This is a genomic window from Bradyrhizobium sp., assembly GCF_030693485.1.
Taxonomy (GTDB): Bacteria; Pseudomonadota; Alphaproteobacteria; order Rhizobiales; family Xanthobacteraceae; genus Bradyrhizobium.
The window spans coordinates 1-12,303 of sequence record NZ_JAUYAN010000054.1 but is presented as its reverse complement, the minus strand read 5'-3'; the positions used below and the strand labels follow the sequence as shown (position 1 = coordinate 12,303).

Annotated in this window: 18 protein-coding genes and 1 pseudogene; 10 read left to right on the top strand and 9 right to left on the bottom strand. The window is 63.6% G+C overall.

What is annotated here, in order from left to right; translation table 11 throughout:
• Together Q8N40_RS04465 and Q8N40_RS04460 are read left to right on the top strand one after the other, a co-directional pair.
• The coding region (locus Q8N40_RS04465; protein ID WP_305710945.1) for a GNAT family N-acetyltransferase at positions 1 to 704 on the top strand (704 nt) is incomplete at its 5' end.
• Positions 701 to 1,645, top strand: coding sequence for a cupin-like domain-containing protein (locus Q8N40_RS04460; RefSeq protein ID WP_305710944.1), 945 nt, complete (start codon positions 701 to 703; stop codon positions 1,643 to 1,645). The genes Q8N40_RS04465 and Q8N40_RS04460, both read left to right, overlap by 4 nt.
• A gap of 50 nt (positions 1,646 to 1,695) precedes the next feature.
• Here Q8N40_RS04460 and Q8N40_RS04455 read toward each other — a convergent pair whose 3' ends face one another.
• The 5 genes from Q8N40_RS04455 to Q8N40_RS04435 all read right to left on the bottom strand — a co-directional run bounded on the left by Q8N40_RS04455 (position 1,696) and on the right by Q8N40_RS04435 (position 4,412).
• A complete protein-coding gene (locus Q8N40_RS04455) occupies positions 1,696 to 1,881 on the bottom strand; it encodes a type II toxin-antitoxin system HicA family toxin (protein WP_305321015.1) in 186 nt (61 codons plus the stop codon).
• The gene (locus Q8N40_RS04450; RefSeq protein WP_305321016.1) at positions 1,878 to 2,081 is read right to left on the bottom strand and encodes a type II toxin-antitoxin system HicB family antitoxin; all 204 of its coding nucleotides are present in this window, start codon (positions 2,079 to 2,081) and stop codon (positions 1,878 to 1,880) included. Before Q8N40_RS04450 ends, Q8N40_RS04455 begins: the two co-directional genes overlap by 4 nt.
• 56 nt (positions 2,082 to 2,137) lie before the next feature.
• The gene (locus Q8N40_RS04445; RefSeq protein ID WP_305710943.1) at positions 2,138 to 2,803 is read right to left on the bottom strand and encodes a DsbA family oxidoreductase; all 666 of its coding nucleotides are present in this window, start codon (positions 2,801 to 2,803) and stop codon (positions 2,138 to 2,140) included.
• 94 nt (positions 2,804 to 2,897) lie between these two features.
• Positions 2,898 to 3,527 carry a pyridoxamine 5'-phosphate oxidase family protein gene (locus Q8N40_RS04440; RefSeq protein ID WP_305710942.1) on the bottom strand — a complete coding sequence of 210 codons (630 nt, stop codon included), beginning with the start codon at positions 3,525 to 3,527 and terminating at the stop codon, positions 2,898 to 2,900.
• A gap of 63 nt (positions 3,528 to 3,590) precedes the next feature.
• Positions 3,591 to 4,412, bottom strand: a complete 822-nt coding sequence (locus Q8N40_RS04435; protein ID WP_305710941.1) for a helix-turn-helix domain-containing protein — start codon at positions 4,410 to 4,412, stop codon at positions 3,591 to 3,593.
• 133 nt (positions 4,413 to 4,545) lie between these two features.
• On the opposite strand from Q8N40_RS04435, the gene Q8N40_RS04430 reads away from it, so the two are divergent.
• On the top strand, positions 4,546 to 4,944 hold the full coding sequence (locus Q8N40_RS04430) for a hypothetical protein (RefSeq protein WP_305321020.1): 399 nt from the start codon (positions 4,546 to 4,548) through the stop codon (positions 4,942 to 4,944).
• A gap of 65 nt (positions 4,945 to 5,009) precedes the next feature.
• Here Q8N40_RS04430 and Q8N40_RS04425 read toward each other — a convergent pair whose 3' ends face one another.
• Both Q8N40_RS04425 and Q8N40_RS04420 read right to left on the bottom strand, forming a co-directional pair.
• Complete coding sequence (locus Q8N40_RS04425; RefSeq protein ID WP_305710940.1) at positions 5,010 to 5,165, bottom strand: hypothetical protein; 156 nt, start codon at positions 5,163 to 5,165, stop codon at positions 5,010 to 5,012.
• The gene (locus tag Q8N40_RS04420; protein ID WP_305710939.1) at positions 5,162 to 5,632 is read right to left on the bottom strand and encodes a group III truncated hemoglobin; all 471 of its coding nucleotides are present in this window, start codon (positions 5,630 to 5,632) and stop codon (positions 5,162 to 5,164) included. Before Q8N40_RS04420 ends, Q8N40_RS04425 begins: the two co-directional genes overlap by 4 nt.
• Before the next feature lie 84 nt (positions 5,633 to 5,716).
• Here Q8N40_RS04420 and Q8N40_RS04415 point away from each other — a divergent pair, with 84 nt between their 5' ends.
• A complete protein-coding gene (locus Q8N40_RS04415; protein ID WP_305710938.1) occupies positions 5,717 to 6,151 on the top strand; it encodes an Rrf2 family transcriptional regulator in 435 nt (144 codons plus the stop codon).
• Positions 6,152 to 6,158: 7 nt separating this feature from the next.
• On the top strand, positions 6,159 to 6,449 hold the full coding sequence (locus Q8N40_RS04410; RefSeq protein ID WP_305710937.1) for a DUF6522 family protein: 291 nt from the start codon (positions 6,159 to 6,161) through the stop codon (positions 6,447 to 6,449).
• Between the two features lie 30 nt (positions 6,450 to 6,479).
• Here the strand turns inward: Q8N40_RS04410 and Q8N40_RS04405 are convergent, their stop codons facing one another.
• Positions 6,480 to 7,139 (bottom strand): SET domain-containing protein, encoded by a 660-nt coding sequence (locus Q8N40_RS04405; protein ID WP_305710936.1) that lies wholly within the window; start codon positions 7,137 to 7,139, stop codon positions 6,480 to 6,482.
• Between the two features lie 161 nt (positions 7,140 to 7,300).
• Between Q8N40_RS04405 and Q8N40_RS04400 the strand changes: the two genes are divergently transcribed.
• A complete protein-coding gene (locus Q8N40_RS04400) occupies positions 7,301 to 7,945 on the top strand; it encodes a hypothetical protein (RefSeq protein WP_371135613.1) in 645 nt (214 codons plus the stop codon).
• Here Q8N40_RS04400 and Q8N40_RS04395 read toward each other — a convergent pair whose 3' ends face one another.
• Positions 7,946 to 8,674, bottom strand: coding sequence for a TetR/AcrR family transcriptional regulator (locus Q8N40_RS04395; RefSeq protein ID WP_305710946.1), 729 nt, complete (start codon positions 8,672 to 8,674; stop codon positions 7,946 to 7,948).
• A gap of 126 nt (positions 8,675 to 8,800) precedes the next feature.
• Here Q8N40_RS04395 and Q8N40_RS04390 point away from each other — a divergent pair.
• From Q8N40_RS04390 to Q8N40_RS04375, 4 genes and pseudogenes are all read left to right on the top strand, one after another.
• Positions 8,801 to 10,187: pseudogene (locus tag Q8N40_RS04390) on the top strand (carotenoid oxygenase family protein).
• A 140-nt stretch (positions 10,188 to 10,327) separates the two neighbouring features.
• Positions 10,328 to 10,738 carry an MAPEG family protein gene (locus tag Q8N40_RS04385; RefSeq protein ID WP_305321498.1) on the top strand — a complete coding sequence of 137 codons (411 nt, stop codon included), beginning with the start codon at positions 10,328 to 10,330 and terminating at the stop codon, positions 10,736 to 10,738.
• Positions 10,739 to 10,873: 135 nt separating this feature from the next.
• On the top strand, positions 10,874 to 11,452 hold the full coding sequence (locus Q8N40_RS04380) for a hypothetical protein (protein WP_305321499.1): 579 nt from the start codon (positions 10,874 to 10,876) through the stop codon (positions 11,450 to 11,452).
• Between the two features lie 41 nt (positions 11,453 to 11,493).
• Positions 11,494 to 12,048, top strand: coding sequence for an inner membrane-spanning protein YciB (locus Q8N40_RS04375; protein WP_305321500.1), 555 nt, complete (start codon positions 11,494 to 11,496; stop codon positions 12,046 to 12,048).
• The last annotated feature ends 255 nt before the right edge of the window (positions 12,049 to 12,303 follow it).

Genomic DNA, 12,303 nt, shown 5'->3' with positions numbered 1-12,303 from the left:
TGCGCCCGCGCCTGCTGCAATCCCATCTTCGCGCCTGTCTCGATGCCACGCGCGATGCCGGGGAATTGCTGCGCGACGCGCTCGGGCCGAAAAAACTCAAGGAGCTGCGCCGCCAGCGCAATCGGCTGGCCGAACACGGCGAAGTCCGTTTCGAGGTGGCGCGCACCCCGCAAGAGACCGCATCCGCGGTCGAGATCTTCCTGACGCTGGAAGCCTCCGGCTGGAAGGCGCAGCACGGCACCGCGCTGAAGCAGCATGATGGCGATGCCGGCTTTCTCCGCCGCGCCACCGCCGACCTCGCCGAGCTTCGCCAATGCGAGGTCGTCACGCTGTTCGCCGGGGACACGCCGGTCGCGGCCGCGATCGTGCTGCGGCATCAGGACCGCGCGTTCTACTTCAAGCTCGGGGTCGACGAGCGTTTCGCAAGACTGTCGCCCGGCGTGCAGCTGACGCTCGACCTAACCCGGCATCTCTGCGCCGACCCCGATATCGCGCTGGTCGATTCCAGCGCCAACGCCGATCATCCCATGATCAATCCGATCTGGCGCGGGCGGCTCGCCATCGGCGACGTGCTGATTCCATTGCGGCCGCGCGATCCCGTGGTGCCGCTGGTCCACGGCGCCCTGAAACTACGCAGCATGATCCGCGAGCCATTGCGCCGCGCCATCCATTTCATCAGGGAACGTCAGGAGAAACCGTCATGAATACCGTCACCGCCGCAGCCCCGGTGATTACCGCCGGGAATGACGCGCTGAAGCGCGACTTTCCGCTCAAACCGTTCGCGATCCGCCACAAGCTCGCCGGCCACCCGCTGCTGAGCCTGACGCGCATCGCGCAGCTCGCCGCCGAGCTGCCGCGCGACCTGATCGAGTACAATTCAGGCAAGGTCGCGATCAGCCAGGACCCCGATGCCATTCCTTCGGTCGATCTCGATCCGGTCGAAGTGGTAAAACGCATCGAGACCGCCGGCGCCTGGATGGTGCTGAAGCGCGTCGAGAATTCGCCGGAATACCGTCGACTGCTCGAAGACACGCTGCTGTCGGTAGCGCGGGCGCGCGGCTTCAACAGCCTGCTCGACGCCGGCTTTGAACAGCTCGAAGGTTTTATCTTCGTGTCGTCGCCGAATTCGACCACGCCGTTCCACCTCGACAGCGAGGACAATTTCTTCGTCCATATCCACGGCGAGAAATTCTTCACGATCTTCGACAACAACGACCGCTCGATCGTCTCCGACGACGAGATCGAGCGCTCGATGACCAAGCACCGCAACCTGAAATACGACGACAGTTTTGCGCCGCGCGGCACCGAGTTTCACCTGTTCGCGGGCGACGGCTGCTACGTGCCGTATCAGTGGCCGCACTGGGTGCGCACCGCCGGCAGCTTTTCGATCTCGATGGCAATCACCTGGAAGACCCGCGAGGTCCGCCGCGTCAACGACCTGCATTTCTTCAATTCGATGCTGCGCGGCATCGGCCTGCCGCAACTGCCGCCGGGCCGCCAGCCGGTACGCGACGCGCTGAAGCTGGCGTTCTATCGCACGGTCACGACCGCGATCAAACCGCTGCGCGCCTCGCTGGCGATGCGCCGCGTGCTGCGCCGGATCGCGCTCGGCAAGCGCGCGAATTATTATCTGAAGGGGGCGTAGATAGTCGGAAGACGCCCAGCGGGGCTAGCTAGAGATCTTCATCTGAAAGGTCAGCAAGCTTCATTGAATGCCGCAACAGGCCTTTCTTCAATGGCTTGTTGCCGTGGATCGGAACTGATAGCCGCACAACGCTTGCCGCTCTTGCCGTAGATGTGGTGGCTGCCGCTCACACGAAGCAATGTCCAGCCGCGCCGCTCGATCAGACGAGCAAACTCGCGGCCGGTTACCGATTTCATGCAGGCAATTCCAGCATCCGTTCGGTTCCACCCGCCTCGGGTGGAGCAACTTCAATTGAAAGACATCCCTCAATCGCCTCATGAAGGTTTTTCATGAGTTCATCCATGCTGTCCCCTTGAGTGGCGCAGCCGGGAATGGCGGGGACTTCGGCCCAAAACCCTCCCTCCTCAGCGTCATGGACGACGATCTTGATCTTCATTGACTAGCTCCAGACTGAATTGTCGCGCGGGCAGCCGGTGAATTCAACTAACTTCGTTACTCTGCCGCCTGCGCGTTGACCTCTGCCGACACCTGCCGGATCGCACGCGCCAGTTGTTCGGCCGGCTGCGCGCCGGACACCGCGTATTTCTGCGCGAACACGAAGGTCGGCACGCCCGAGATGCCCTTGTCAGCGGCGTCCTGGGCCTGCGCCGAAATCAGCGCGACATCCTCGTCGCCGGCAAGGCTCTTGCGGATATCCTCGGCATCGAGCCCGATGTCGGCGGCCGCCTGCACCAGCACGTTGACGTCGGTGAGATCGCCGCCGTCGCGAAAATACAATTCCATCAGCCGCTGTTTCATCTCGGCGGATTTGCCTTGCGCATCGGCCCAGTGGATCAGGCGGTGGCAATCGGTGGTGTTGGGCTGGCGCCTGACCAGTTCGGGCCGGTAGGTGAGGCCCTCTTCAGTGGCGGCGGCGACGACGCGGCCGGCAATGCCCTTGTAGGCCTCGACCGAGCCGAATTTTTTGGTGAGGTATTCGTCGCGACTGATGCCCTCGCGCGGCACCCAGGTGTTGAGGAAGAACGGCCGCCAGTTGATCTCGACCGGCACATCCGGCGTCAGCGCCAATGCGTTCTCGATCCGGCGCTTGCCGATGTAGCACCACGGGCACACCACGTCGGAGACAATGTCGATCTGCAGCGGTTTAAGGGTGCTCATGGGCGCGTTCTCCGTGAAACGATGTCCGCAAAATAGGCCTAAATGCCGGCGAAACAAGCCCGCCCGCTTATCCGGAGCCTCAATGGCGGCCGGGTTACCGATCCTGCTCCGGATCGGCGCGAACCATGGAGGCGTGAGGATCATCCGCAGGCAGGATGTCGCGAATGTAGTCGCGATGCTTCCACTCCGGCGGCGGCGGTGTCCCCCCGCCTTCGCGCGGCACGTAGGACGACAGCCTGGCTCCCTCCAGATCCGGCACATAGCGCGGGCAGTTCGGATAGATCTCGCACTCGATCCGCACCACCAGCCTGGCGCCGAAATGCCGGCCGATGGCCTCCGCGTCGTCCAGAATGGCGGCGCGTCCGTTGACGCGGATGCGCCGGCTCTTGCCGTCGAAGCGGACGAACAGGAGGCCGACATTGGGGTTGCGCGAGATATTCCCCAGGGTGCGATACATCGAATTGCCATCGTATTCAGGGTATTCGATGACGTTCGGCCCGACGATTTTGACAAAGCCCGGATCGCCCGACTTGATGCTGCAATCGGTGTAATCCTGCCAGGAAGTGGCAATGATGAAGAACGCCGAGTTCTGCATCATCTCCTTCTCGTCGTCCCAGAACTCATAGTGCTTGCGCTTGCCCTCGATGGCTTCGGCCACGCGACGCCCGTCGAAGCGATCCTGAAGGTCGCGCATTCCCTCGTGAAAGAACGGCCGCTGCCACATCGATCCACTCCGCTGTTAGCGTCGAGTATGCGGACTGCGGCACAGGCTGTAAACGCCCCGTGCCTACTTCAAGCCAGCCGCCATCGCTCGCATCCGCTCGGCGGTCAGTTCGTCGGCGGGGAAGAACGTCTCCAGCGCCAGTTCCGACAGGGTGATGTCGACCGGGGTGCCGAAGATCATGGTGGTGGAGATAAAGCTCAGGACCTCGCCGCCCAGCCGCACCTTGAAGGGGATCGCGACATGGTCCGACGACAGCGGGCCGGAGCGCGCCGGGATCGGATAGGCCTTCAGCTCGGCATAAAGTTTCAATAGCTCGGGATCGGCGGTTGCCTCGCACTGGCGGTGCAGCCGCTCCAGCAGGTGGCTGCACCATTCGGCGAGGTTGACGGTGCGCGCCGCCAGACCTTCGGGGTGAAAGGCAAGCCGCAGCACATTGATGGGCTGGCCGAGCAGCCGCGGGGGAATGCCTTCGAGCAGCGGCATCACCATGCGGTTCGCCGAGACCAGATTCCAGTGCCGGTCGATCGCCAGCGCCGGACTGGGCTCATGCGCCTTCAGCACCAGATCGATCGCCGCCCGCGCCGATTTCAGCGCGGGATCGTCGAGCGAACGCTGCGGAAATGCCGGCGCATATCCCGCCGCCACCAGCAACACGTTGCGTTCGCGCAAGGGGACCTCCAGCCGTTCCGCCAGCTTCAAGACCATCTCGCGCGACGGCGTAGCGCGGCCCGTTTCCACGAAACTCAAATGGCGCGCGGAAATCTCGGCGTCGCCGGCGAGATCGAGCTGGCTGAGATGGCGGCGCTGCCGCCATTCGCGCAGGTGATCGCCGACATGGGCGGGCTGGGTTCGTTCCGTTCGTGCCGTGGCGGTGTGTGCGTTCATGGTGGAAAACCTACCATGCGAGTTTTGTGCATTCCATTACCTCCGACGTAATCGAATTGCCTCGTCGGCCGGGTCATCTTCACCGTCACAGGAGACGAAAACGTCAACCGTTGAACTTGCCAAGGAGACTACCATGATCCAGCCGTCCCTATTTCTTCGCCGCGCCCTGCTCGCCGATGCCGTCGTCACCGGCGCGGTGGCCTTGCTGCAGACATTCGGCGCCGGAGTGCTGTCGCCGATGCTCAACCTTCCTCACGTGCTCGTGCTCGAAACCGGCCTGTTCCTGATCGCCTACACCGCGCTGCTCGGCTGGCTCGGCACAAGGCCATCGATGCCTCGTGCGCTGGTGGCCATCGTGATTGCCGGCAACGCGGCCTGGGCGCTCGGCAGCATCGCGCTGATGTTCAGCGGCGCAGTCCCGCCCAATTTGCTCGGCTATGCCTTCATCGCCGTCCACGCCATCAGCACCGGCGTGTTTGCGGAGCTGCAATATATCGGCTTGCGCAAGAGCCGCGGCGCAATGACGGCCTGAGCTGTCGACAACGGAAAACGGCCGCCGCACAGCCTCAAGGCCTGCGGCGGCCGGTCTGTTTTCCGTCAGCTCAACATCACAGCGGCGATCATCCCGACCAGGACCAGAACAATGCCACTGATCAGCATCGGCACGAGGCTGCTGCCGGAGAACGGATTCGCCGGCTCCTGCGCCAGCCTGGTGTCGGTGATGACGGTTGCGACCGGGGCTTGATGCTTCATCTGGGTTCTCCTGCGGTTGGACTTTGCTGGCGCCTGAATCTCTCACCGTTGCCGAGCATGACGCCTTGGGCGCCGGCGATGCCGAGTTCGAGGCTGGCGGCGATCCGCCGCGCCAGTTCGACGAAATGCGCCGCGGCTGCCGGCGGACAGACCTCAAGGGCGGTCTCCTCGAAAAGCTCGAGCCAGCGGTCGAAATGATTGGCATCGACCGGCAGCGGCATATGTTTGGCCATCGGCGTGCCGTGATAGCGACCCGACATCAGCGCGACCGACGACCAGAAGGCACACATCCGCGCGAGGTGCGGCTCCCAACCCTGAATGCGCGCTTCGAAGATCGGCGCCAGCACAGCGTCGGTGCGGATCCTGGCGTAGAACGCGCGAACCAGGCGCTCGATCAGCGGCTCGGTGATGCCGGTCCTGGCGACGATCTCGGCGGTGATCTTGTCGCGCCGTTCAGCTGCCGTCACGGCGGCTCTCCTTAAATAAGTATTCTAAATACCTATTTAAACCTGTAGGCTCGCTTTGCAAGGCCTATTTGCTTTGAGGATGCCATGAACCTGACATTGTTTACCGATTTTGCCCTGCGCGCCCTGATGCGGCTGGCCGGCGAGCCGACGCGGTCGTTCGCGACCAGCGAAATCGCCGCCGAATTCGGTATATCGCGCAACCATCTGGCCAAGGTGGTGCGTGACCTCGCGGATGCCGGCTTCATCAATACGCAGCGCGGCGCCGGCGGCGGCTTCAGGCTGGCGCGGCCGCCGCAGGCGATTACGCTCGGCGAGGTGGTGCGGGCGCTGGAAGAGCGCCACGCGCTGGTCGAGTGCTTTCGCGGCGATGGCGGCAACTGCGTGCTGACCCCGCGCTGCCGCCTGAAGGCCCGCCTCGCCGCCGCGCGTGAAGCCTTCATGCGCGAGCTCGACACCACCACGCTGGCGGAATGCGCCTACCCCGCCCGGGCAAAGCGCCCGGCGCCAAGTGCAGCATGAGCGTCCGATGAAACCGTTTGAACTCGAAAACGGGGAAGTCGCGATCGATGCATCTGTCATTGCCGAGGGACTGGGCCTCGCGCTGCCGCTGCTGCGCGAGCAGATGCGCGCGGGCAAGATCACCAGCCAGTCCGAACGCGGCATTGATGACGACAGCGGCCGTTATCGCCTGACCTTCTTCAGCGAACACCGGCGATTTCGCGTGGTGGTCGATGAAGGTGGCGCGATCATTCAACGATCGACGCTGAATTTCGGCGATGCACCGCTTCCGAAATCATTGCATAGGCCCGGCGGGTAGATCCGGAGGCTGCTGGCGACGATGCCGGCCTTACGCCGACGCGCGGCTTTCCCCGCCTGGCTTGCCGCGGGCTTTCACGGAAATTCCCGATTTCGCCATTCGGCCCGTCGCGGATTTGGCGGCGTGGCCGTTCAGGAGCTTGCCATTGGCATGCGCCGGCTTGCTAGGCTTCTTCCTGGCGGCCTTCGCCGCCTGCTTCTCGGCTTGCTTCAAGGCCTTGCGTTCGGCCTTGGCCTTCAGGCGGGCCTTCTGGGCCCTCGCCTCGGCGCGCTGCTTCTTGCGCTTCTTCTCGCAGGCGACGCATTTGCAGCCGATCGGCTTGATGTATTCCTTGAAGTAGTCGGTGCCGTAATCGTAATTGATCTCGTCGCCGGGCTCGATGTTCTTGATGGCGCGGATCACCACCTTGCGCTTGCGCGGCTTGACGTCGGATTCCGCGTTCGGCCTGCAGGCATGGTTGATGTAACGCGCAATGTTCTTGCGCACCGAACCGTCGATGGTCCAGCGGTTGGTGAGTTCGAACAGATACTTGTTCTCGATCGCGTCGTCCTTTTCCTTCCTGGAATCCAGCAGCGGACCAAAATAGCGGACGATTTTGGCGCCCTTCTTGATCGGCTTGGTGGCGAAGAGGCCAAGCCCGGTGCGGGAACGGCCGACGCGGTAAGGTTTGTTCGACGGAATGGCAGGCATGATGACTTTGAACTGACACGCTATGAAGGGATTGCGAAGCCGCTGTTCTAGAGCGATTCCGGGCCAATGTCAGGCCTTTCGCGCGTTTTGGCTGAACCTTCCCCAGATTGCGCGCGTCGAACCGGTATGAGCAGTTCCCCTGGGAGATGGCGGGCACAATGATGCGCATTCACCGCCTGCGCCTGGTCTCCCGCACCGATATCATGCTCGGAACAGTCCTGGCGGCACTGTTCGCTGCCTGCTTCGGTCTGATTTCGCCGGCCAACGCCCAAACCTTCAGCAGCAGCTACACTTCGACCGCACCAAAAGACTGCCGCGTCACCAGCGCCGGCAACGGCGTCGACGATTCCACGATCCGGATTTGCCCGGGCAAGGCCGGGCTGGTGGTGGTCATCAGCGAGGACGATCTGCGCGAGGCGGTCTCGGTCGGCCGCAGCCGCGCCGCCGCCGACCGGGAGCCGGCCGCGCAGGGCTGGTTCGGTCCGTTTAATTCGACCACCCACACCGTCGAGTGGCGGGCGCTGGATGGCAAGCCGTTTGCGATAATCCAGCGCTGGCACATCGCCGACAATGCCGACGAGGACAAGGACGGCCGTCCGATCGCAAAGCCGCTGCTGGCGGTAACGCGGCTGCCGCCCGGCGCGGTGTGCCATGTCGCCTATGTCGACGTGAAGGCCAATCCCAACGCCAATGAGCTCGCCCGCAAGGCTGCCGACGAGACCGCGCGCAATTTCAAATGCGGCAAGGACGACGTGAAGGTAATCGGCGAAACCGGCCGCGCGGTTGAACTGGCGGCACGCCGCTGATCACGGCCCCGGCGGCCGAACGACGGCCGAGCGAAGCATGGCGTCCAGCAGGGTCTCGGCATTGTTGCCCTTGGGTAGCCGCCTCAGGATGTCGTTGAGCCGGCCGTCGAGCAATAGTGTGGTGAAGCCGTGGACCAGCGACCAGGCTCGCGCGATGCCGGCTGCCTGTTCCAGTGACAGCGCCTCGTCGGACATCTGCTGCTGAAGGCTGACGCCGACCGAACTGGCCAGGCCGGCGAACGAGGCGCCGGCGGCCTCATGCAGCGACGGCCGCTTCATGTCGAGCCGCTCCGTGCGGAACATCAGCCCGTAAATGCCGGGATGCGCCTGCGCATAGGCGACATAGGCTTTTGCACGCGCCATCGCTTTCATCAACGGCGGGGCATCGATGGCGCCGGCCGCTGCCATCGCAACATTGAATTGCCGGAAGCCGATCGCGGCGAGTTCGCTGACGAGGCCGGTGAGGTCGCCGAAATGATGGGTGGGTGCGGCATGCGACACCCCGGCCTCGCGCGCCACCGCACGCAGCGTCAAGCCGCCAAGGCCGTCACGCTCGAGCACGATCTCGGCCGCCTTGAGCAAGGCGTCGTGCAGGTCGCCGTGGTGATAGGGTGAAGCTTCACCGGCCTTGATATTGCCAGCCTTGGCCTTGCGGGGAGCGCCTGGTTTGCGGCCGGTCCGGGCGGGCGCCGCTGCTTTCGAATCGCGCCGGACAGCGGTCCGGCCCATGCGGGGTGTACTTGCCATCAGCGTTATATAGGCTTCGATATTGACACTGTAAAGATTTTGCTTGACGGATATGGAACTCGCCTCTAATGATATCTTGACGCTGTAAAGATAAATCAGGAGTGACCGATGCTTGACCAGGTGGAGACCAAGGCTGTCCGGAGCAATCTGGCACCGATCCCGATGGAATGCGACGCGCCGCATCTGAAGATCGTGGGCGAGCTGCCGCGCGAACTCAACGGCACGCTCTATCGCAACGGCCCCAACCCGCAGTTCGAGGCGCCGGGCGCGCACTGGTTCCTCGGCGACGGCATGCTGCACGCCTTCCATCTCGAAAACGGCCGCGCCAGCTACCGCAACCGCTGGGTCCGCACCCCGAAATGGCAGGCCGAGCACGATGCCGGCCGCGCGCTGTTCGGCGGCTTCGGCGGCCGCAAGCTGCCCGACGCGCCGGCCACCTCCTGCACCGACAGCGGCGTCGCCAACACCAACATCATCTTTCACGGCGGACGGCTGCTGGCGCTGGAGGAAGGCCATCTGCCGACCGAGATCGAGCCCGGCACGCTCAATCGCCTCGGCTACTGCGACTATGGCAAGGGCATCGCCGGTCCCTTCACCGCCCATCCCAAGGTGGACCCGATCACCGGCGAGATGGTGTTCTTCGGCTATAACGCCGCGGGGCCGCTGACCGGTCAATTCCGCGGGCGTGGTGACACGGTTCGATCGCTTCGACGCGCCCTATGCCAGCATGGTACATGACTTCATCGTCACCGAAAATCATCTGCTGTTTCCGATCCTGCCCATTACCGGCAGCATGGAGCGCGCGATGCGCGGCAAGCCGGCTTACGCCTGGGAGCCGGAAAAAGGCGCCTATGTCGGCGTCATGAAACGCAACGGCTCTACCAAGGATCTCGTCTGGTTCCGCGCCGAAAGCTGCTACGTGTTCCACGTCATGAATGCGTGGGAGGAAGGCGACAAGATCATCGCCGACGTCATGCAGTTCGAGGAAGCGCCGCTGTTCACGCATCCGGACGGCTCGCCGACCGACCCTGCGAAATCTCGCGCGCGGCTGTGCCGCTGGACCTTCGATCTCGCCGGGAATACCGACCGCTTCACCCAAACCTATCTCGACGATATCACCGGCGAATTCCCGCGCATCGACGATCGCCGCGGCGGACTCAAGAGCACCCATGGCTGGTACGCCTGCGCCAACCACGATCTGCCGATGTTCGGCGCGCTGTCCGGCATCGTCCACGTCGACGGCAAGGGATCGCGGCTCGGCAGCTATCTGCTGCCGGCCGGCGACACCATCTCCGAGCCGGTATTCGTCGAGCGCGGCAAGGATGCGGCGGAAGGCGACGGCTGGCTGCTCGCCGCGGTATGGCGCGCCCGCGAAAACCGCAGCGATCTCGCGGTCTTCAACGCCACCGACGTCGATTCCGGCCCGGTCGCGCTGGTGCAGCTCGGCCATCGCGTCCCCGACGGTTTTCATGGCAACTGGGTGGGGGCTGCGTAGAATCCACTCACGTCATTCCGGGGCGTGCGCCAGCGCGAACCCGGAATCCAGGGGAGCTATGCGCTCGAGATTCCGGGTTCATCGCTGCGCGATGGCCCCGGAATGACGCTAGGGAATGACGCCGCAGGGGGAGACGCACCATGCAACTGCCATCCATCACAGCAGCCTATCTCGGCATCCTGGCCCTGCTCTACCTCGTGCTCGGCCTGCAGGTCTCGCGGCTGCGCCGCGGACACAGGGTGCTGTTCGGCGACGGCGACAACATCAAGCTGCGCAGCGCGATCCGCGCGCACGGCAACTTCGTCGAATATGTCCCCATTATCGTGTTGATGGTCACGATGCTGGAAATGTCCGGCACGCCGGCCGCGACGGTGCATCTGTTGATGGGCGAGCTGCTGGTCGCACGGCTGCTGCATCCGCTCGGCATGTATGTGGGGCCGCGAACCCTGCAGTTTCAAATCTGCCGGGTCGGCGGCATTTTACTCACCTTGCTGGTCCTGCTCGCCGCCGCCGTGCTGCTGCTGTGGCGCTTCCTGCCCACCCTGATTTGATCCAAGCCATTAAAAAATCATCATTATCTACATCATACTCACATTATTTTGACAGTGTAAAGATTTCGCTTGACCACCCCGCCCGCCGCCCGTATTTATCTTTCCATTGTAAAGATAAACCCGACGAGGTCCGTCATGATGATTTTTCTGGTCCTGCTCCCCTTCGGCGTTTTCGCGCTGTTGATGCTGCTGACCTCGCCGGACATCGCGCTGTTCGCTGCCGCCATCACCGGCCTCGCCGTCATCGCCCATGACCGCTTCCGCGGCCGTCAGCTCAAGATGCTTGGCGCCGGCTCCGTGGCGATGTTTCTCGGCCTCGGCTCGTACCTCACGCTGGTCGATGCCAGCTTGAGCGCCTCGGCGATCAAGCTGACGATCGACATCGGCGTGCTAGCGATCGCGCTGGTTTCGCTGGCGATTGGCCAGCCCTTCACGCTGCAATATGCCCGCGAGGTGGTCGACGCCAAAACCGCCATGCTGCCCGGCTTCCTCAAGGCGAACTACATCATCACCTGGGCCTGGGCCGCCTGCATGGTGCTGATGATGAGCGGCAACATCCTGATGATCTACCTGCCCAGCCTGCCGCTGTGGGCCGGGATCGCGATCGCCTTTGCCGCCCGCAGCACCGCCGTCTATTTCACCAAACGGTATCCGGACTATCACAAGGCAAAGTTCACGCCGGCCCGCTCTGCCGGGGCGCTGTCCGGCTCCTGAATATTGTGCAAGAAACCGACTGATCCAGAAAGAGCACGACGATGAAAGACATATTCGGCAGACTGGCGCAGGACTTCTTCTCCACCATCGTATTCCTGGCCATCTATCTGATCACCGGCAACGTCATGCTGGCGACGTCGGTGGCGATCGCGGGCGCGGTCGGACAGGTGGCCTATGCCCGCTACAAGGGACAGCAGCTCGGCTACATGACCTGGGCGAGCCTCGGCCTCGTCATCGTGCTCGGCGGCGCCACGCTGCTGACGCACGATCCGCGCTTCGTATTGGCAAAACCCGCGATCGGGCATTTCGCGATCGGCGCGATCATGCTGAAGCGTGGCTGGATGCTGCGCTATATGCCGCCGATCGTGACCGAGACCGTTCCGGAGTACGTCACGATCGCGGGTTACGCCTGGGCGGCGCTGATGTTTGTGCTCGGCGCAGGCACCATCGCGGTCGCCGCGACCGGCGATCTGAAGCTTTGGGCGTTCTACGTGTCGGTGGTGCTGATCGGAGCCAAGGTCGTCGCCTTCGGCGTGCAATATGCGGCGTTTCGGATCCTCGTCGGCAACCGGATCCGCGCCGCCGCCCGCGCCTGATCGTCGCATTTCGACGATTGGGCATGCGCCGCCAGATGCGCTATACCGCCGCCCGTGCCTATCCTGTCCCAGAACCATTCCGGTTTTGCGATACAATGCGTGAGGAGAGCTGAAGATGGCCGTCGACGGAAACTGGAATATCGTCATGACTACCCCGATGGGCGAGCGCAAGGCGACGCTGACCCTTTCGAGCGCGGGCGGCACGCTGACGGGCACGCAGGGCGCCGACGGCAATTCCGGCGAAATCTTCGACGG